A 19,706-nucleotide genomic window follows, 5' to 3' on the forward strand; every position below is an offset into this window, starting at 1 on the left:
CGTTATTGTGAGTTCCGGCGTCTTTGTGCGCCGGTGATGCCACGTTACGCAGCTGGCGAGGGGCGAAAACGCACAGCGGCGACCGGCTCTTGCACTGCAGCGACCTTGTGTCTTGAACACGCCACGGAAACGGCGTATCACAGGGGCCACGCTGCCCGTCACCCGAGTGCGTCCCATGTCCCAGGATTTCTACTTCTTGCTGATGCCCGGCTTCTCGGCCATCGGCTTCATCTCGGCCATCGAACCGCTGCGCGTGGCCAATCGCTTTCGCGGCGAGCTGTACCGCTGGCATGTGCTGAGCGCCGACGGCGGCGCGGTCCTGGCGAGCAACGGCATGTCGGTCAACGCCGATGCCGCGCTGGAGCCGCTGAAGAAAGGCGCGACCTTGCTGGTGGTGGCCGGCTTCGAGCCGCTGAAGTTCGCCAGCCCGGCGCTGGCGCACTGGTTGCGCCGCCTGGATGTGGAGGGCGTGACCCTGGGCGGCATCGACACCGGCAGCGTGATCCTGGCCGAAGCCGGGCTGCTCGAAGGCCACCGCGTGACCCTGCACTGGGAAGCGATCGAGGCGTTCAAGGAGTCTTATCCCCAGCTCAGCGTGACCCAGGAATTGTTCGAGATCGACCGGCGACGCATCACCTCGGCCGGCGGCACCGCGTCAATCGACATGATGCTCGACCTGATCGGCCAGGCCCACGGCCCGGAACTGGCGATCCGGGTTAGCGAACAGTTCGTGCTCGGGCGCATCCGCCCGCGCAAGGACCACCAGCGCATGGAAGTCGCCACCCGCTACGGCATCCGCAACAAGAAACTGGTGCAGGTGATCGGCGAGATGGAGCAGCACAGCGAGCCGCCCCTGAGTACCCTGCAACTGGCCGAGTCGATCAAGGTCACCCGGCGCCAGCTCGAACGCCTGTTCCGCCTGCACCTGAACGACACCCCGAGCAATTTCTACCTGGGCCTGCGCCTGGAGAAAGCCCGGCAACTGCTGCGCCAGACCGACATGAGCGTGCTGGAGGTCAGCATTGCCTGCGGTTTCGAGTCACCCTCGTATTTCACCCGCAGCTACCGCGCGCGGTTTGCCCAGTGTCCGCGGGAAGATCGGCGGCAGAGCCAGAAGGCCTGACCCACTTGATCCTGTAGGAGCAGGGGGGGACGCCCAGTCCTTGCCCGCGATGGCGGCCTGTCTGACGCCGCGCGTTGTCTGCATCGCGAGCAAGTCAGGCTTATTTCTTCAGCAACGCCGCGCAGGCTGCCTTGTACGCCTCATGCTGATACTTGTTCAGCGTCGCCGGCAGGTCGAAGTTGTGCTTCTTGTGCTGGGCGTTGAGGGTCTGCGGCGACAGCAGGGTCACCTCGCAGCCATCCAGCAGCTGGAACACGCCTTCGATCTTGAAGGTGGTCGGGCCGCCGGCGAATTCGCCTTTCTTGCTGCGTTTCTTGATGGCGATGCGCTGGATGCCGTGGTCGCGCACGAAAGCGCCGACCTGGCTGGCGAAGGCCTTGACGTTGGCGGCTTCGTCATCGTCGTCCAGGGCGATTTTCTTGCAGGCGACCGCCTGGTGTTGCAGCGTGCCGTCTTGCAGGGTGGCGATGGCGAAGATGGCTTCGCTGCCTTTGATTTCGATGCCGCAGATGCTCATGGGAAGACCTTTTCTCGGTGAATGGCGTGCAGCTTACAGTTCCAGCTGGTCGGCGCGAATGCCGAAGGCCGCGGCAATCTTCTCGCGGGTGGCGCGGCGCGGCTTGGCGACGCTTTCCTGCTGGGCGAAGGCCGGCTGGGAAATGCCCAGGCGCTGGGCGACCTCATCCTGGGTCAGGTGCAGGTGCTCGCGCCAGGCGCGGATCGGCGTGGCGCCGTCGACGATGCGGCTGACCACGTCATGGGGGATCAGGTCCGGCGCTTTCTGTTGCGCCACATACTGGGCGTAGGGAATGACCACGAAGGCCGGCTGGCCGTCCGCGCCCTTGATGATCTGGATGTCAGTCGGTGCGTTCGTCACGTTTCTTGACCTCTTGGATACTGACCACTCGGATAGCGCCGTCCCAGTCGAACAGGATTCGGTAATTGCCCACTCGCAGGCGGTAGGCATAGGTGTGGCCGCTGAGCGCCTTGACGTTGCCGGTGTCGGGCATGTCGCCGAGCAAGGTCACCGCGTCGCGAATCTGTACCTGGTGGGCGCTGTGCAATCGCAGCAGTTGTTTGACGGCCTTGCGGGTCCACAGAATGCTGTTCATGAGCGAATATAAGCCTTTTATAAGATTAATCAATCTTTGCTTATATCTGCCCGAGCGCCAAGGAAGGAACCTTGTCCGGGTATTACTCATGTCTGGTTACAGCGGTGGCCGGGCGATTTTTCGCGAGCAAGCTCGCTCCTACAGAAGCGAGCTTGCTCGCGATGGCGGTATTACAGGCGCAGAAGAACTGTTATTCCTGCCCGATCGACTCGAGAAACTCCGACCGCTCGTCGCTCATCCGCGCCAGGCAGTCGTTCTGGGCAATGTTGTAGGCCTTGCTCCCGGGCTTGGCGGGGAAGGTGTCGACGGCGCAATCGGCGTCGCGCTGTTTCTGCCACAGCTGCTGGGCGGCCCGGACCTTGGCGGTGATGTCGGCCAGTTGCGCCTTGTCGCTGCCGTACTGCGTGCCCAGGCGTTCCAGCAGGCCCTGCAGGTTGTCGTTCAGCAGTTGCTCGGCTGTGGTCTTGTTGAAGGTGGCGCATTCCAGGGTTTGCTGGTCGTTTTCGATGGCGTCGCAAGGGGAGGTGTCGGCCTCTTCAGCCGCGTGTACGCCAGTCGCCAGCAGTGCCAAAGCCAGGAGGATCGGTTTCATTGCGTCGCCCTAAATCTGATGATGCGGCGGATTCTGGCCCATGCCGATGACAAAGAACAGATGGGGCAAGGAGCGCCCGGCAGACCCTTTGTCGCTCCTTGACGCTTTCGGCAATTCCCCTGTCGTTTTTGCACCCGGCTGCCCAGGCACCGAGGCATATGCTGACCCCAAAGCGCCGGCAGACGATTCGGCGCATGAATCGCCAATAAGGGGACTGCCTGATGAGCCCAGCCGAATTGCACGCCGACAGCATCGTTATCGACGGGCTGATCATTGCCAAGTGGAACCGTGAGCTGTTCGAGGACATGCGCAAGGGCGGCCTGACTGCCGCCAACTGCACCGTGTCGGTGTGGGAGGGCTTCCAGGCCACGGTCAACAACATCGCCTCCAGCCAGAAACTGATCCGCGACAACAGCGACCTGGTGATGCCGGTGCGGACCACCGCCGACATCCGCAAGGCCAAGGAGCAGGGCAAGACCGGCATCCTGTTCGGCTTCCAGAACGCCCACGCTTTCGAGGACCAGATCGGCTACGTCGAGGTGTTCAAACAGCTGGGCGTGGGCATCGTGCAGATGTGCTACAACACCCAGAACCTGGTGGGCACCGGCTGCTACGAGCGCGACGGCGGCCTGTCGGGTTTCGGCCGCGAGATCGTCGCCGAGATGAACCGCGTCGGCGTCATGTGCGACCTGTCCCACGTCGGTTCCAAGACTTCTGAGGAAGTCATCCTCGAATCGAAGAAGCCGGTCTGCTATTCCCACTGCCTGCCGTCGGGCCTCAAGGAGCACCCGCGCAACAAGTCCGATGAAGAACTGAAATTCATCGCCGACCACGGCGGTTTCGTCGGCGTGACCATGTTCGCGCCGTTCCTGGCCAAGGGCATCGATTCGACCATCGACGACTACGCCGAAGCCATCGAATACACCATGAATATCGTCGGCGAAGACGCCATCGGCATCGGCACCGACTTCACCCAGGGTCATGGCCAGGACTTCTTCGAGTACCTGACCCACGACAAGGGCTACGCCCGGCGCCTGACCAACTTCGGCAAGATCATCAACCCGCTGGGCATCCGTACCGTGGGCGAGTTCCCCAACCTCACCGAGACCCTGCTCAAGCGCGGCCACCCCGAGCGCGTGGTGCGCAAGATCATGGGCGAGAACTGGGTGAATGTCCTGAAGGACGTCTGGGGCGAGTGAATACCTCTGGAGCCTACTCCGCTCGCCGATAGCTGCGTCAGGTCCTCACGCCAAGCTCGCCGTACGTTCCGTACTGTCTCGCTTGTCGTTCCGGTCCTTCCTTGCTCTCGACGTGCTCGCTACGGCTCCAAAGGCATTCACACAGCTTTTCATGAATGCAAAGCCAAGGCTTTGCTAAGCCAAAAACGAATTTTCCGGAGTTAAGTTTCCATGGCCAAGATCGCCCCGCAACTGCCTATCGAAGTCGACAGCGAAACCGGTGTCTGGACCTCCGACGCCCTGCCGATGCTGTACGTGCCGCGTCACTTCTTCGTCAACAACCACATCGGCATCGAGGAAGTGCTGGGCGCCGACGCCTACGCCGAGATCCTCTACAAGGCCGGCTACAAATCCGCCTGGCACTGGTGCGAGAAAGAAGCCGAATGCCACGGCCTGGAAGGCGTCGCGGTGTTCGAGCACTACATGAAGCGCCTGTCGCAGCGCGGCTGGGGCCTGTTCAAGATCCAGGACATCGACCTCGACCAGGGCACCGCCAGCGTCAAGCTCGAACACTCGGCCTTCGTCTACGTGTACGGCAAGGTCGGGCGCAAGGTCGACTACATGTTCACCGGCTGGTTCGCCGGCGCCATGGACCAGATCCTGGCCGCCCGCGGCAGCAAGATCCGCACCGTTGCCGAGCAGGTGTACGGCGGTTCCGAAGAAGGCCACGACGATGGCCTGTTCACCGTCAAGCCGTTGTAAGCGGAGTTAAGAAAAATGGCTTTCGAAGCGATGTTCCAGCCGATCCAGATCGGCAAATTGACCATCCGCAACCGCGTGCTCAGCACCGCGCACGCCGAGGTCTACGCCACCGACGGCGGCATGACCACCGACCGCTACGTGAAGTATTACGAAGAGAAAGCCAAGGGCGGCATCGGCCTGGCGATCTGCGGCGGCTCGTCCGTGGTGGCGATCGACAGCCCGCAGGAATGGTGGAGCTCGGTGAACCTGTCTACCGACCGCATCATCCCGCACTTCCAGAACCTGGCCGACGCCATGCACAAGCATGGCGCCAAGATCATGATCCAGATTACCCACATGGGCCGCCGCTCGCGCTGGGACGGTTTCAACTGGCCGACCCTGATGTCGCCGTCGGGCATCCGCGAACCGGTGCACCGCGCCACCTGCAAGACCATCGAGGTCGAGGAGATCTGGCGGGTGATCGGCAACTACGCCCAGGCCGCGCGCCGCGCCAAGGCCGGCGGCCTGGATGGCGTCGAGCTGTCCGCCGTGCACCAGCACATGATCGACCAGTTCTGGAGCCCGCGGGTCAACAAGCGTACCGACGAATGGGGCGGCAGCTTCGAGGGCCGGATGAAGTTCGGCCTGGAAGTCCTGAAAGCCGTGCGCGCCGAGGTCGGCGACGATTTCTGCGTGGGCATGCGTATCTGCGGCGACGAGTTCCACCCGGACGGTTTGTCCCATGAGGACATGAAGCAGATCGCCAAGTATTACGACGACACCGGCATGCTCGATTTCATCGGCGTCGTGGGCTCGGGTTGCGACACCCACAACACCCTGGCCAACGTGATTCCGAACATGAGTTACCCGCCGGAGCCATTCCTGCACCTGGCCGCCGGGATCAAGGAAGTGGTCAAGGTCCCGGTGCTGCACGCGCAGAACATCAAGGACCCGAACCAGGCCACCCGTATCCTCGAAGGCGGCTACGTCGACATGGTCGGCATGACCCGCGCGCACATCGCCGACCCGCACCTGATCGCCAAGATCAAGATGGGCCAGATCGACCAGATCAAGCAGTGCGTGGGCGCCAACTATTGCATCGACCGCCAGTACCAGGGCCTGGACGTGCTGTGCATCCAGAACGCCGCGACCTCCCGCGAATACATGGGCGTGCCGCACATCATCGAGAAATCCACCGGGCCCAAGCGCAAGGTGGTGATTGTCGGGGCCGGTCCTGCCGGGATGGAGTCGGCGCGGGTGGCGGCCGAACGCGGCCACGACGTGACCCTGTTCGAGAAGAAGGAAGCGATTGGCGGGCAGATCACCACCGCCGCGAAAGCCCCGCAGCGCGACCAGATCGCCGGCATCACCCGCTGGTACCAGCTGGAGCTGGCACGGCTGAAGGTCGACCTGCGCCTGGGCACCGCGGCCGATGCCGAGACCATCCTCGACTTGCGTCCGGACATCGTGGTGCTGGCCGTCGGCGGGCATCCGTTCCTCGAGCAGAACGAGCACTGGGGCGCCGCCGAAGGGCTGGTGGTCAGCAGCTGGGACGTGCTCGACGGCAAGGTCGCGCCGGGCAAGAACGTGCTGGTCTACGACACCATCTGCGAGTTCACCGGCATGTCGGTGGCCGACTTCCTCGCCGACAAGGGCAGCCAGGTCGAGATCGTCACCGACGACATCAAGCCGGGCGTGGCCATCGGCGGTACGTCGTTCCCGACCTACTACCGCAGCATGTACCCCAAGGAAGTGATCATGACCGGCGACATGATGCTGGAAAAGGTCTACCGCGAAGGTGACAAGCTGGTGGCGGTGCTGGAGAACGAATACACCGGCGCCAAGGAGGAGCGGGTGGTCGACCAGGTGGTGGTGGAGAACGGCGTGCGGCCGGACGAAGCGATCTACTACGCGCTCAAGGAAGGCTCGCGCAACAAGGGCCAGGTCGACGTCGAGGCGCTGTTCGCGATCAAGCCGCAACCATCGTTGAGCCAGGCGGGCGACGGTTACCTGCTGTTCCGCATCGGCGACTGCGTGGCCCAGCGCAACACCCACGCGGCCATCTACGACGCCCTGCGGATCTGCAAGGATTTCTAAGCCATACCTGTAGCCGCTGCCGAAGGCTGCGATCGACTGCGAAGCAGTCGCGCTCTTGAGTCCGCCGGGAAGTCCTGCGGACTTCATCGCAGCCTGCGGCAGCGGCTACATCGACCGAAACGGTCTTTGGGAGCTTCATCATGCTCAACACCCTTCTTCCCATCCTGCTGTTCGCTGCCCTGGGCCTGGCGGTCCTCGGCGCGTTGCGGCGGGTGGCCATGTGGCGCCGGGGCCGCGCGTCCAAGGTCGACCTGATCGGCGGCCTGCTGGCCATGCCCAAGCGCTACATGGTCGACCTGCACCACGTGGTGGCGCGGGACAAATACATCGCCAACACCCACGTGGCCACGGCCGGCGGCGCGGTGGCGTCCATCGTCCTGGCGATCCTGGTGCACGGTTTCGGCCTGCATAACCGCATCCTCGGCTATGCGCTGCTGCTGATGTCGGCGGTGATGTTCGTTGGCGCGATCTTCGTCTACCGGCGCCGGCGCAACCCGCCGAGCCGCTTGTCGAAAGGCCCGTGGATGCGCCTGCCGAAAAGTCTGCTGGCGTTCTCGGCCTCGTTCTTCCTGGTGACCCTGCCGGTGGCCGGCATTCTTCCGGAAAACTTCGGCGGCTGGGTGTTGGCGGTGGTCCTCGGGGTCGGTGTGTTGTGGGGCGTGTCCGAGCTGTTCTTCGGCATGACTTGGGGCGGGCCGATGAAGCACGCCTTCGCCGGTGCCTTGCATCTGGCCTGGCACCGCCGCGCCGAGCGCTTCGGTGGCGGCCGCTCCACTGGCCTCAAGCCGCTGGACCTGGAAGACCCGAACGCGCCGCTGGGGGTGGAAAAACCCAAGGACTTCACCTGGAACCAACTGCTGGGCTTCGACGCCTGCGTGCAGTGCGGCAAGTGCGAAGCGGCGTGCCCGGCCTTTGCCGCCGGCCAGCCGCTGAACCCGAAAAAGCTGATCCAGGACATGGTGGTCGGCCTGGCCGGCGGCAGCGACGCCCAGTTCGCCGGCAGCCCGTACCCAGGCAAACCGATCGGTGAGCATTCGGGCAACCCGCACCAGCCGATCGTCAACGGCCTGGTGGATGCCGAGACCCTGTGGTCCTGCACCACCTGCCGCGCCTGCGTCGAGGAGTGCCCGATGATGATCGAGCACGTCGATGCCATCGTCGACATGCGCCGGCACCTGACCCTGGAAAAGGGCGCGACGCCGAACAAGGGCGCCGAAGTCCTGGAAAACCTGATCGCCACCGACAACCCGGGCGGTTTCGCCCCGGGCGGGCGGATGAACTGGGCGGCGGACCTCAACTTGACGCTGATGAGCGACAAGCCCGACGCCGACGTGCTGTTCTGGGTCGGCGACGGGGCCTTCGACATGCGCAACCAGCGCACCCTGCGCGCCTTCGTCAAAGTGCTGAAAGCGGCCAAGGTCGACTTCGCCGTGCTCGGCCTGGAAGAACGCGACAGTGGCGACGTGGCCCGCCGCCTGGGCGACGAGGCGACCTTCCAGCTGCTGGCCAAGCGCAATATCCAGACCCTGGCCAAATATGGCTTCAAGCGCATCGTCACCTGCGACCCCCACAGCTTCCATGTGCTGAAAAACGAATACGGCGCCCTGGGCGGCGAGTACCGGGTGCAGCACCACAGCACCTACATGGCCGAGCTGATCGCCGCTGGCGCCCTCAACCTGGGGCAGCCCAAGGGCAACAGCGTGACCTATCACGACCCGTGCTACCTGGGCCGCTACAACGGCGAGTACGAAGCGCCGCGCGATGTGCTGCGGGCGCTGGGCATCGAGGTCAAGGAAATGCAGCGTTCGGGCTTCCGTTCGCGCTGCTGCGGCGGTGGCGGCGGAGCGCCGATCACCGACATCCCGGGCAAGCAGCGAATTCCCGACATGCGTATGGACGACATCCGCGAAACCGGCGCTGAGCTGGTGGCCGTGGGTTGCCCGCAATGCACCGCGATGCTCGAAGGCGTGGTCGAGCCGCGGCCGCTGATCAAGGACATCGCCGAACTGGTGGCCGATGCCTTGCTCGAAGACGCCGCGCCGACCAAGCCGAGCCCAGCCAAACGTGAACCCGCGGAGGCCCACTGATGAGCGACATTATCCGCCGCGACCCTCGCGCCGAGTGGATCGCCCGTAACCGCCTGCACCCGCTGCACGCGGCCATGCAGCCGGCGCAACACAGCTGGATGGGGCCCAACGGCGTCATCCGCAAGAACCCCCACGGGGTCGGCTTCATCGGCCCCAACGGCCTCAAGCGCATCGACCGCAGCGGCGCCCAGCAGGGCGGCGCGGTCAAGCGCAGCGCCGCGGTCGAAGTGCAACTGCCGCTGCATCAAGTGGCGCAGCCGGCGTTCTACATCGGCGTGGTGCCGGACATGGTCGGCGGCCGCCTGAGCAGCCACGACCGCGACCTGCTGGGCCTGGCCCATCAGCTGGCCGGCAAGGACGGCGCGGTGCTGGCCGTGGTGTTCGGCGAGCACAAGGAAACGAGTTTCGCCACGGCCGGCGTCGACCGCCTGTTGGTGCTCGACGGCAACGAATTCGACGGTTATGCACCGGAGCAACGGGTGCAGGGCCTGCGGGCTGTGGATAACCAGTTCGACCCGCGCCACTGGTTGCTGCCCGACAGCCGCACCGGCGGTGGCGAGCTGGGCCGGCGTTTCGCCGCGGCCCTGGGCGAGCGCCCGGCCACGCGGGTCTGGCAGGTCAAGGACGAGCAGTGCGTCGGCCGCGCCGGCGCCGGTTTGCAGGACCTGGCCCGGCCGGTCGCGCGGTTGCTCCTGGCTGCCGCCGAATGCGCCGAACCGGTCAGCGAAACCCGCCACGAAGCCCTGCCGGTGGAGTTATCCACAACAGTGGCGCGCAGCCTGGCGCGGATCGAAGACCTGGGCGCGGTGGCGGTGGACCCGGCGGCGATTCCCATGGCCGAGGCTGAATTCATTTTCTCCGGCGGCAACGGGGTCAAGGACTGGGAGCTGTTCCACCGCACCGCCGCGGCCCTGGGCGCCACCGAAGGCGCGTCGCGGGTGGCGGTGGACGACGGCTTCATGGCCCGCGACCGTCAGGTCGGCGCCTCGGGCACCTGGGTCACGGCCCGGGTGTACGTGGCGGTGGGGATCTCCGGGGCGATCCAGCACCTGCAAGGCATCGGTGCCTGCGACAAGGTGGTGGCGATCAACCTCGACCCGGGCTGCGACATGATCAAACGCGCCGACCTGTCGGTGATTGGCGAAAGCGCCGAGCTGCTCCAGGCCTTGATCGCCGCGGTCGAGGCTTACCGCAACGGCGCCAAGCGCGATGCGGCTTAAGGGAAGGATAGGGTTATGAGTACTCATGTGATCAGCCTGGTGTCCATTGGCGCCCACCCGACTTCCGGCCGGCCGCGGCGTGCCGAGCAGGATGCGCGGGCGGTCGAGCTGGGGCTGCAACTGGCCGGGGACCAGCTGCAAGTGCTGCACGCCGGGGATGTCGCCGAGCCGGCCCTGCGCGCCTACCTGGGCATGGGCCTGGAACAGATGCATGTGCTGGAGCAGTCGGCCGGGGCCGACGCGCTGCCGGCCCTGACCGATTACCTGCGCGATGCCGGGGCGCAAGTGGTGCTCACCGGCAGCCAGGCGGAAACCGGCGAAGGCTCGGGCATGCTGCCCTTCCTGCTGGCGGAAAACCTCGGCTGGCCGTTGGTGGTGGGCCTGGCCCAGGTGGAATCCATCGATGGTGGCGTGGCCCTGGTGCTGCAAGCCCTGCCGCGCGGCCAGCGGCGTCGGCTGAAGGTGCGCCTGCCGTTCCTCGCCACTGTGGATAACGCCGCGCCCAAGCCGCGGCAGAGCGCCTACGGCCCGGCCCGGCGTGGGGTGTTGCAGGCGCGGCAGGTGGAGGTGCTCGACGACGAGTTGTTCGCCAGCGCCAGCCTGCAACCGGCCAAGCCACGGCCCAAGCGCTTGAAAGTGATCAAGGCCAAGAGCGGCGCCGACCGCATGAAAGCCGCGACCGCCAAGGCCAGCGGTGGCACCGGCCAGGTGCTCAAGGGCGTCAGCGCCGAGGCCGGGGCCGAGGCCATCCTCAAGCTGTTGATCGAAGAGGGCGTGGTCCGCTAGGGCCTTATCGCGAGCAAGCGTGCTCCTGCAGGAGCACGCTTGCTCGTGATCAATCCTCCCAAACACCCCATACCTTCCAGGTTTACCCACAATCCCTGTGCGCGCCTCTGTGGATAAGATGTTTGTCCCTCTCTACAACCCTCACCCATCAAGCGCCGCAGCGCGCTGTACAAAAAACGATCAAGCTAAGTCGAGGTTTTTATGAAGGTTTTTCTGTGGATAAGGCATTCCTTCGGACCTCGGCCGCTGCCGAGTTGCCCCCAAAGTCTGTTGGCCTCTTTGTGGATAAGATGTTCGCTATCCGCTGAAAGCCTTATAAATAGCGGCCTGCAAAGTGATGATCAAAAAATAAGCAAAGCCAGGGTTTTATCCCGTCGGCGCCCCTGAATCTTCGATATTTCGTGCTATTCCGTGGTTTTCCACAGCTCGCCGGGTTTTACCGCGAAGTTGCCCCCAAACTCTGTTGGCGCTTCTGTGGATAAGGTGTTCGCCTTCGTCTAGATGCCTTTAAATACGTGGCTTACAGCGGCCTGATCAAAAAGTGAGCAAAGCCTTGCAGGAACGGCCTTTCTGAATAAGTCACGGATTTTCTTCGGATTTTGCCAATGAGTCGGCGGGCTGAAAGCCGAGTTGCCCACATTTGCTGTGGGTGGAGATGTGGATAACTTGTTCGCGAAAGGCTGGGGGCCTTGCCGGCCATGGCCGAGAGGGCTTTAGATCAAATTTTGTACAGGGACGCCGCTCTTCCGTAGGAGCGAGGCTCGCCTGCGATGGGGACGATGCGGGCCGTCTGGCAGACCGCGTTATCGTTCATCGCGAGCAAGCTTCGCTCCTACAGGTACAGAGGGTGGATCAGCCGTGGACGGGCACGCCCTTGAGGTACGGCGCCGGTTCGGCGCCGAGGTTGCTCAGCATGCGCTCGCTGTACCAGTCCACGAAATTGACCACGCCGAACTCATAGGTCTTGGAGTACGGGCCGGGCTGGTAGGCGGTGGAGTTGATGCCGCGCTGGTTTTCCTCGGCCAGGCGACGGTCCTGGTCGTTGGTCGCGTCCCACACCTGGCGCATGCGTTCCACGTCGTAGTCCACGCCTTCGACCGCGTCCTTGTGCACCAGCCACTTGGTGGTGACCATGGTTTCCTGGGCGCTGATCGGCCACACGGTGAACACGATGATGTGGTCGCCCATGCAGTGGTTCCACGAATGCGGCAGGTGCAGGATGCGCATCGAGCCCAGGTCCGGGTTCTTGATCCGGCCCATCAGCTTGGCGCAGCCCTGCTTGCCGTCCATGGTCATGGACACGGTGCCCTTGAGCAGCGGCATGCGCACGATACGGTTGCGCAGGCCGAAGCTGGCGTGGGCGTAAGGGATCTTCTCAGCGTCCCAGGCGGCGGCGGAGGCGGCCACATGGTCCTTGAATGCCTGGTCGGCGCGCGGGTCGGTGACGTCGTCCCATTCCAGCAGGGTTTTCAACAGTTCAGGGTGCGAACCGCCGCAGTGGTAGCACTCGCGGTTGTTTTCCAGCACCAGTTTCCAGTTGGCTTTTTCCATCAAGGTGGTCTGCACCGCCACCTTGGTGTTCTCCATGTCGTAGGGTTCCATGTAGTGCGTCAGGGTCGACAGGAAGTCGTCGATGGCCGGCGGGTTCTCGGCCAGCGAGATGAAGATGTAGCCGCCCGCGGTCTTCACGTTCACCGGCTTGAGGCCGTACTGCTTCATGTCGAAGTCGGCGCCCATCTCGGTGCCGGCGAACAGCAGGCGGCCGTCCAGTTCGTAGGTCCACTGGTGGTAGTGGCAGACCAGCTTGGCGACCTTGCCTTTTTCGCTGGTGCACAGGCGCGAGCCACGGTGGCGGCAGACGTTGTGGAAGGCATGGACTACGCCGTCGGCGCCGCGGATCACGATGATCGGGTTCTTGCCGACCTGCAGGGTCAGGTAGTTGCCCTTGGTCGGGATCTCGCAGGTCATGCCGGCGATCAACCATTCCTTCTGGAAGATCTCCTGCATGTCGATATCGAACAGGCGCTCGTCGCAGTAGAACGGCTGCGGCAGGGAGAAGGTCCGCTCGCGTTCTTGGAGCATCTGTGCGGTGGCCTTGCGTGCGGGTTCCAGCGGATCGCCCAGGCTCAGGGTTGCGGTGACGTCCATCGTTTTAGTCCTCATGGCCATCTGTGTGGCCGGCGAAAGTGGCTACGGGTGTGCTACGCAAGGCTGAAAAATCAGCGGTTATCAGTTGAGGCGAGTGTGCGGCCGGCGCGCCCCTCAACCTTATCCATGGGCGACACGGCCCAATCTGTTCCCGACGCGCAAGCCCCGGTGGTTGGGGGCTGGTCGCGATAAGCATGTGAATGTCGCGGATAGGTAAATGGGCGTTCATGGGCCTGCGCACAATCGCCACATGAGGCCGGCAGTCGGCCGTGGAGAACAGCATGTCCAACAACTTCCTGAACCCGGTAACCACCCAGACCTGGGCCAATGGCCGACACATCGTCCGTTGCGTCAAGGTCATCCAGGAAACCTGGGACGTGCGAACCTTCTGCTTCATGGCCGACCAGCCGATCATGTTCTTCTTCAAGCCGGGGCAGTTCGTCACCCTGGAGCTGGAGATCGACGGCCAGCCGGTGATGCGTTCCTACACCATTTCCAGCTCGCCCTCGGTGCCCTACAGCTTCTCGGTGACCATCAAGCGCGTGCCGGGCGGCAAGGTCTCCAACTGGCTGCACGACACCCTGCACGAAGGCCAGGAACTGGCGGTGCACGGGCCGGTGGGGCTGTTCAACGCCATCGACTTCCCGAGCCCGAAAATCCTCTACCTCAGCGGTGGCGTCGGCATCACTCCGGTGATGTCCATGGCGCGCTGGTTCTACGACACCAACGGCAATGTCGACATGGTGTTCATCCACAGCGCCCGTTCGCCCAAGGACATCATTTATCACCGCGAGCTGGAGCACATGGCGTCGCGGATCGACAACTTCAGCCTGCACCTGATCTGCGAGAAGCACGGCCTGGGTGAGCCCTGGGCCGGCTATCGCGGCTACCTGAACCACAAGATGCTGGAGCTGATGGCGCCGGACTTCCTCGAGCGCGAGGTGTTCTGCTGCGGCCCGACGCCTTATATGAACGCGGTCAAGCGCCTGCTCGAAACCGCCGGCTTCGACATGTCGCGCTACCACGAGGAGTCCTTCGGCGCGACGCCGGCGGAAGCCCGCGCCGATGCGGTGGAACAGGCGGAACAAGCGGCCGAGGCGCCGGAAGTCGACGCCGCCGACTTGCATCAGGTGGAGTTCACCACGTCGGGCAAGAGCATCCGCGTGGCGCCGGGCGAGACCGTCCACGCCGCCGCGGCCAAGCTCGGCCTGATGATCCCCAAGGCGTGCGGCATGGGCATCTGCGGCACCTGCAAGGTGCTCAAGCTGGGTGGCGAGGTGGAGATGGACCACAACGGCGGCATCACCGAGGAAGATGAAGCTGAAGGCTACATCCTGTCCTGCTGCAGCGTGCCGAAGGGGGATGTGCGGGTCGAGTATTGAGTGGCGGTTGCCGATCCCGGGGTCAGCCCGGGGTCGACCGCGCAATGACGCCAGCGTCGCAATGGCTGCCTGGACATATTGCAGAAAGTCGTAATGCGGATAACCGAACTTATGAGTCGTTGAATTAGTTACTTGAGGTGACGAAGTTAAGTTGGTTTTTTATGGGGTGGAGCTTGAGCCTCAGAAGGGCAGGATAAAGATTCGTCAATCTATACGTGCGCTGTGTTTTGGTATGAACACCGGGCGACTATATTAAAGCCGCCCAATATTCATGACGCCAGGGATTAAGGGAAGATTCCAATATCCCCAGCATCTACGCACTGGCCGCTTGGGAAGCAAATGCACTTGGGCTCGCCATATTCGCAAGGGTTTTTTGCTGCGTACGCCACGCTGTTGATCGACAAGAGCGAGAAAGCCAATATCAGGTACTTCATTGTTACCTCTCTTTAAGTTGGGGGTTGATAGGGTTCACGAGAAGGAACTGAAGTCTGGCGCAGGGGCCGTATCCTATCCATAGGACGAGTACTAAGTTCATGCTGTTGCTTGCTGGATAGTTGATGCTCCGAGTAGGGAAGTGTCTTTTGTCGACTCAAGTTGATGAAGTTGAGGCAACCGTCATCAAACTTCTGTCCTGGTCTGTCATGCAAAAGGGCACCGTCGGTTTACGACGGCGGCGCCGGAATGCTAGTCGCCGTCGGGCCGACCCCTTCAATCGACAAACAAGTCAGTCATCAGCGTTTCGCTGCCATCGGGATCGAAGCGGTAATGGCTGAAGTCGCTCACCCCTTGTTCGCGCAGGATTTCCTCGTCGATCAATAGCCGCCCGGTGATGCGGCGCTGGCCGCTGGAGAGGATCGCGTGGGCGGCGTCGGCCATGATCGCCGGGGTGCGCGCATGCTTGAACGATTCGCGGCTGCCCAGTTGGAACTCGATGGCGGCGGTGGCGATCATGGTCTGCGGCCACAGCGAGTTGACGCTGATGCCGTAGTTGCCGAATTCCTCGCTCATGCCCAGGGTCAGCATGCTCATGCCGTATTTGGTCACGGTATAGGGGCTGTACTGGGCGAACCATTTGCTCGCCAGGTTCAACGGCGGCGACAGGTTGAGGATGTGGCCGGCGCTCTGTTTCAGGTAGGGCAGGGCCGCCTGGCTGCACAGCAGCACCGCGCGGGTGTTGATCTGGTGCATCAGGTCGAAGCGCTTGAGTTCGATGTGCTGCACCCCGGTCAGCTTGATCGCCCCGGCATTGTTGACCAACGCATCGATCGCGCCGAACCGCTCGGCGGCCTTGGCCAGGGCTTGGCGCACCGCGTCTTCGTCGCGCACGTCCAACTGCAAGGCCAGGGCCTGGCCGCCGGCCGCCTCGACTTCGCGGGCGACGCTGAAGATGGTGCCGGGAAGCTTGGGATGGGGTTCGGCGCTCTTTGCCGCGATCACGATATTGGCCCCGTCTCGCGCCGCTCGCAGGGCGATCTCGCGGCCGATGCCGCGGCTGGCGCCGGTGATGAACAGGGTCTTGCCTTGTAAGGACATGGAAACGCTCCTGAATCATTGTCGTTGTCCGAGCGGATGCAGCGGCTCGCCAGTCAATCTAGTCGATGTCTGGCGATGCGCGCGATTCAGGGGCGAAAAGGCCGGGACCGCGCAGCGGCCCACAGCGGGGGCGGGATCAGTACAGCGCCGGGCGACGGTCGAGGTGGACGTGGTTATGGCGGCTGATGTGCTTGTGCCGCGCATCCGCCAGAGGCAACTCGGCCAGCAGCAGTTGGCCCTGGGCGTTGCGCATGGCACCGGCCAGCGGATAACCGTCGGCGTCGACGATCAGCGAGCCGCCGACCCAGGCCACGCCACGTTCGTCGCCGCAGCGGTCGCAGGCGGCGATGAACATACGGTTGACCGCCGCGTTGGCCTGGACCCGGACCATTTCCGCCGGGCGCTCGCCCGCGGGGCGCGGTCCGTCCGGCCAGTTGACCGGCGCGCAGAGCAGGGCGGCGCCGGCCAGGGCTGGCAGGCGCACCCATTCCGGGAACTCCAGGTCGTAGCAGATCATCAGCGCGATGGCGCCGAAGCGCGTCTCGACCACTGGCGGCGGCTGCTCGCCGACCGTGAACACGAGTTTTTCCCGGTCCCACAGATGGGCCTTGCGGTACACCGTCACCCGCCCTTCAGGTTCGACCAGCGCGGCGCTGTTGGCCACGGCCTGGTCATCCAGGCGTTCGCAGAAACCGCCGACTATCACCACCTGCAGCTCTTCGGCCAGGGCTTTCCACAGGCTCAGCGTCGGCCCGTCGAGGGTCTCGGCCAGGGCCAGCGCTTCCTCCCGGTCGTTGAACACGTAACCGCTTTGCACCAGCTCCGGCAGCACGATGACCTGGGCGCCCAGGGCTGCCGCTTCGCGGATGGCGCGCTGGCCCAGCTCACGGTTGTAGGCGAGGTCGCCGACCCGCGGGGCGACCTGCTGGCAGGCGACTTTCAGGGTGTCGGGTGCGGTCATCGGGCTTCTCCTTCCAGTTGGCGTTCGCTGGCCTGGATCGCCAGGCGCTCGGCGTCGAGGTCCAGGCCGCGGGTCAGGGCCCAGTAGGCGACGCCGGCCACGGCCAGGCCGACGACGAAGGCGATGTCCGCGCCGTCAAGCGCCTGGGAAACCGGGCCCTGGTAGAAGCTCAGGGACATGAACGGAATCATCGCGATCAGGCCGAGGAAATAGGCGACCAGGCCGGGCATGGCCCAGCGGCCGTAGATCCCGGCCGGGTTGAAAATGTCGTTGATGGCGTAGTGACCTTTGCGCACCACGTAGAAGTCCGCCAGGTTGACCGCGGTCCAGGGCACCAGGAAATACAGCATCAGCAACACGAAGGTGTTGAAGCTTGCCAGGTAGCTGTCGGGAATGTTCATGGCGATCAGGAAGATCACCACCGCCACCAGGGCGATGCCCACCACCCGGCTCTTGAGGGTCGGCTGGACTTGCAGGAAACCGTCGATGGCGCTGATGCCGGTGAGCATCGCGCCGTAGCAGTTGACCGCCATGATGCCGACCAGCGCCGGCACGGCGATCAGCACGGTAAAGGTGCCGAAGCCCGGGATCACTTGGTTGCCGACTTCACGCACGCTGCCGATGGCGTCGGGCGAGGGCAGGGCGGAGGCGAGGAAGGCGCCCAGGGACATCAGCCACAGCGCCGAGCCCGCGGCGCCCAGGTAGGTCCAGAAAATCACCTGGCGCGACGGGGTCTTGTGCGGCAGGTAGCGCGAGTAGTCCGAGACGTACACCGAATAGCTGATCTGGTAGCCGGCGGCCGCCGACAGCTGGATCAGGAAGGCCGACCAGGAGAAATGTGCGTCGGCCACGGCGGCATCGGCGTGCAGGGTCATCAAGGCGCTGACGGTCAGCACGGTGAACACGCTGATCATGAGGTAGGTCAGCCAGCGCTGCACGGCGTGCAGCAGGTCGTGCCCGACCACGGCGATGATCACCGCGATGACGATCATCAGGCTGTACCAGGGCGCGCGGGTGCCGGGCATCACGGTGTTGATGGCGTCGGTGGCGAGGATCACGTTGAACACGTTGAAGCCGATGTAGACGAAGACCACGGCGGTGAAGGGCACGATGGCCCCGCGCAGGCCGAATTGCGCCCGCGACTGGATCATCTGCGGCAGGCCCATGCGCGGTCCCTGGTTGGCGTGGAAGGCCATGCAGAAGGTGCCCAGGCAGACGCCGATGACGATGGCCAGGATCGAGTAGTACAGGCTCAGGCCCAGGGCCGCGCCGGTGAAACCGGTGACCATGGTGGTCAGGACGAAGTTGCCGGTGAACCAGAAAGGCCCCTGGTGCCAGACTTTGCCGTGGCGCTCGTCGCGCGGTACGTAGTCGATGGAGCGGGTTTCGATCTTGAGCGTCGGTGACGGGGCTTTTTCCGTTGCCGCAGGCAGGCTGGTCATGGGGTCGTTGCCTTGTTTTTATAAAATTGACCCGGAGTCTCGGATATACGCCTGTGATGTTGAATCAGCGAGGGGAAATAATCAGTTTAGAAATCTGTGAACTGATGCCGGATCCACGGCTTGTCGCCCGGCGCCTGATGCTGGCAGGAGCCGGGCGGCGCGCGGGTTTCAGCCGGCCATGACCAGGCGAATGTCCGCCGCCAGTTCGCGCACCCGCGCTTCTTCGGTATCCCACGAGCACATGAAGCGCGCGCCGCCTTTACCGATGAAGGTGTAGAAGCGCCAGCCCCTGGCGGTCAGCGCGGCGATGGCCGGCTCCGAGAGTTGCAGGAACACGCCGTTGGCCTGCACCGGGAACATCAGTTCCACGCCGGGAATGTCCGCCACCAGCTGCGCCAGCAACTGCGCGCAACGGTTGGCGTGGCGGGCGTATTTGAGCCAGGCGTCGTTCTCCAGCAGGCCGACCCAGGGCGCGGACAAGAAGCGCATTTTCGAGGCCAACTGGCCGGCCTGCTTGCAGCGGTAGTCGAAGTCTTCGGCCAGCTTGTGGTTGAAGAACAGGATCGCCTCGCCCACCGCCATGCCGTTTTTCGTGCCGCCGAAGCACAACACGTCGACCCCGGCCTTCCAGGTCAGGTCGGCGGGCGAGCAGCCGAGGAAGGCGCAGGCGTTGGAGAAACGCGCGCCGTCCATGTGCAGGTTCAGCCCCAGTTCCTTGCAGGTGGCGCTGATGGCGCGGATTTCTTCCGGGGTGTAGACGCTGCCGACCTCGGTGGCCTGGGTCAGGGTCACCACCCGGGGCTTGGGGTAGTGGATGTCCTGGCGCTTGAGGGCGATGTCGCGGATCGAGGCTGGGGTCAGCTTGCCGTTCTCGGTGCCGGCGATCAGCAACTTGGAACCGTTGGAGAAGAATTCCGGGGCGCCGCATTCGTCGGTTTCGACGTGGGCGGTTTCCGAGCAGATGACGCTGTGGTAACTCTGGCACAGCGACGACAGGGCCAGGGAGTTGGCGGCGGTGCCGTTGAAGGCGAAGAACACTTCGCAGTCGGTTTCGAACAGTTTGCGGAAATAATCGGAGGCGCGCGCGGTCCACTGGTCGTCGCCGTAGGCGCGTTCGTGGCCATGGTTGGCCTGTTCCATGGCCGCCCAGGCCTCGGGGCAAATGCCGGAATAGTTGTCGCTGGCGAATTGTTGGCTCTTGTCGGTCATGGCCGTCTTCCGTGCTAAAGGTCCGAGAAGGGAGCCCTTCGATAAAAGGCCCCGGATAAGGCGCTCCAGGGTAAGGAGCCCTTGGGTAAAGCTGC

Annotated in this window: 17 protein-coding genes; 8 read left to right on the forward strand and 9 right to left on the reverse strand. The window is 64.0% G+C overall.

The genetic code is table 11. The features are described 5' to 3' along the window. Positions 1-175 precede the first annotated feature (175 nt). Positions 176-1,123, forward strand: a complete 948-nt coding sequence (locus BTN82_RS30425; protein ID WP_075122691.1) for a GlxA family transcriptional regulator — start codon at positions 176-178, stop codon at positions 1,121-1,123. A gap of 100 nt (positions 1,124-1,223) precedes the next feature. On the opposite strand, the gene BTN82_RS30430 is transcribed toward BTN82_RS30425, so the two are convergent. The 4 genes from BTN82_RS30430 to BTN82_RS30445 all read right to left on the reverse strand — a co-directional run bounded on the left by BTN82_RS30430 (position 1,224) and on the right by BTN82_RS30445 (position 2,827). After that, on the reverse strand, positions 1,224-1,640 hold the full coding sequence (locus BTN82_RS30430; RefSeq protein ID WP_075122692.1) for a DUF3010 family protein: 417 nt from the start codon (positions 1,638-1,640) through the stop codon (positions 1,224-1,226). 33 nt (positions 1,641-1,673) lie between these two features. After that, the gene (locus BTN82_RS30435; RefSeq protein WP_075122693.1) at positions 1,674-2,000 is read right to left on the reverse strand and encodes a helix-turn-helix domain-containing protein; all 327 of its coding nucleotides are present in this window, start codon (positions 1,998-2,000) and stop codon (positions 1,674-1,676) included. Continuing rightward, the gene (locus BTN82_RS30440) at positions 1,981-2,235 is read right to left on the reverse strand and encodes a type II toxin-antitoxin system RelE family toxin (protein WP_075122694.1); all 255 of its coding nucleotides are present in this window, start codon (positions 2,233-2,235) and stop codon (positions 1,981-1,983) included. Before BTN82_RS30440 ends, BTN82_RS30435 begins: the two co-directional genes overlap by 20 nt. Before the next feature lie 190 nt (positions 2,236-2,425). Beyond that, on the reverse strand, positions 2,426-2,827 hold the full coding sequence (locus BTN82_RS30445) for a lysozyme inhibitor LprI family protein (RefSeq protein ID WP_075122695.1): 402 nt from the start codon (positions 2,825-2,827) through the stop codon (positions 2,426-2,428). A 221-nt stretch (positions 2,828-3,048) separates the two neighbouring features. Here BTN82_RS30445 and BTN82_RS30455 point away from each other — a divergent pair, with 221 nt between their 5' ends. The 6 genes from BTN82_RS30455 to BTN82_RS30480 all read left to right on the forward strand — a co-directional run bounded on the left by BTN82_RS30455 (position 3,049) and on the right by BTN82_RS30480 (position 10,936). Next, a complete protein-coding gene (locus tag BTN82_RS30455; protein WP_075122697.1) occupies positions 3,049-4,026 on the forward strand; it encodes a dipeptidase in 978 nt (325 codons plus the stop codon). 210 nt (positions 4,027-4,236) lie between these two features. Beyond that, on the forward strand, positions 4,237-4,767 hold the full coding sequence (locus tag BTN82_RS30460; RefSeq protein WP_075122698.1) for a DUF5943 domain-containing protein: 531 nt from the start codon (positions 4,237-4,239) through the stop codon (positions 4,765-4,767). Positions 4,768-4,782: 15 nt separating this feature from the next. Beyond that, a complete protein-coding gene (gene dgcA / locus BTN82_RS30465) occupies positions 4,783-6,843 on the forward strand; it encodes a dimethylglycine demethylation protein DgcA (protein WP_075122699.1) in 2,061 nt (686 codons plus the stop codon). Positions 6,844-6,983: 140 nt separating this feature from the next. Next, a complete protein-coding gene (gene dgcB / locus BTN82_RS30470; protein ID WP_075122700.1) occupies positions 6,984-8,930 on the forward strand; it encodes a dimethylglycine demethylation protein DgcB in 1,947 nt (648 codons plus the stop codon). Continuing rightward, a complete protein-coding gene (locus tag BTN82_RS30475) occupies positions 8,930-10,150 on the forward strand; it encodes an electron transfer flavoprotein subunit alpha/FixB family protein (RefSeq protein ID WP_075122701.1) in 1,221 nt (406 codons plus the stop codon). Before dgcB ends, BTN82_RS30475 begins: the two co-directional genes overlap by 1 nt. 15 nt (positions 10,151-10,165) lie before the next feature. Then, positions 10,166-10,936 carry an electron transfer flavoprotein subunit beta gene (locus BTN82_RS30480; protein WP_075122702.1) on the forward strand — a complete coding sequence of 257 codons (771 nt, stop codon included), beginning with the start codon at positions 10,166-10,168 and terminating at the stop codon, positions 10,934-10,936. Between the two features lie 852 nt (positions 10,937-11,788). Here the strand turns inward: BTN82_RS30480 and gbcA are convergent. Beyond that, the gene (gene gbcA, locus BTN82_RS30485; protein ID WP_075122703.1) at positions 11,789-13,084 is read right to left on the reverse strand and encodes a glycine-betaine demethylase subunit GbcA; all 1,296 of its coding nucleotides are present in this window, start codon (positions 13,082-13,084) and stop codon (positions 11,789-11,791) included. 281 nt (positions 13,085-13,365) lie between these two features. Between gbcA and gbcB the strand changes: the two genes are divergently transcribed. Beyond that, positions 13,366-14,466 carry a glycine-betaine demethylase subunit GbcB gene (gbcB, locus tag BTN82_RS30495; protein ID WP_075122704.1) on the forward strand — a complete coding sequence of 367 codons (1,101 nt, stop codon included), beginning with the start codon at positions 13,366-13,368 and terminating at the stop codon, positions 14,464-14,466. Between the two features lie 708 nt (positions 14,467-15,174). Here gbcB and BTN82_RS30500 read toward each other — a convergent pair. From BTN82_RS30500 to BTN82_RS30515, 4 genes are all read right to left on the reverse strand, one after another. Continuing rightward, on the reverse strand, positions 15,175-15,999 hold the full coding sequence (locus BTN82_RS30500) for an SDR family oxidoreductase (RefSeq protein ID WP_075122705.1): 825 nt from the start codon (positions 15,997-15,999) through the stop codon (positions 15,175-15,177). 136 nt (positions 16,000-16,135) lie between these two features. Next, positions 16,136-16,960, reverse strand: coding sequence for a nitrilase-related carbon-nitrogen hydrolase (locus tag BTN82_RS30505; RefSeq protein ID WP_075122706.1), 825 nt, complete (start codon positions 16,958-16,960; stop codon positions 16,136-16,138). Next, the gene (locus BTN82_RS30510; RefSeq protein ID WP_075122707.1) at positions 16,957-18,402 is read right to left on the reverse strand and encodes a purine-cytosine permease family protein; all 1,446 of its coding nucleotides are present in this window, start codon (positions 18,400-18,402) and stop codon (positions 16,957-16,959) included. The genes BTN82_RS30505 and BTN82_RS30510 overlap by 4 nt, the downstream gene beginning before the upstream one ends. 168 nt (positions 18,403-18,570) lie before the next feature. Then, positions 18,571-19,611, reverse strand: coding sequence for a low specificity L-threonine aldolase (locus BTN82_RS30515; protein WP_075122708.1), 1,041 nt, complete (start codon positions 19,609-19,611; stop codon positions 18,571-18,573). Positions 19,612-19,706: the final 95 nt, after the last annotated feature.

The sequence above is a fragment of the Pseudomonas chlororaphis genome, assembly GCF_001921865.1.
In the GTDB taxonomy this organism is placed as follows: domain Bacteria; phylum Pseudomonadota; class Gammaproteobacteria; order Pseudomonadales; family Pseudomonadaceae; genus Aquipseudomonas; species Aquipseudomonas chlororaphis_D.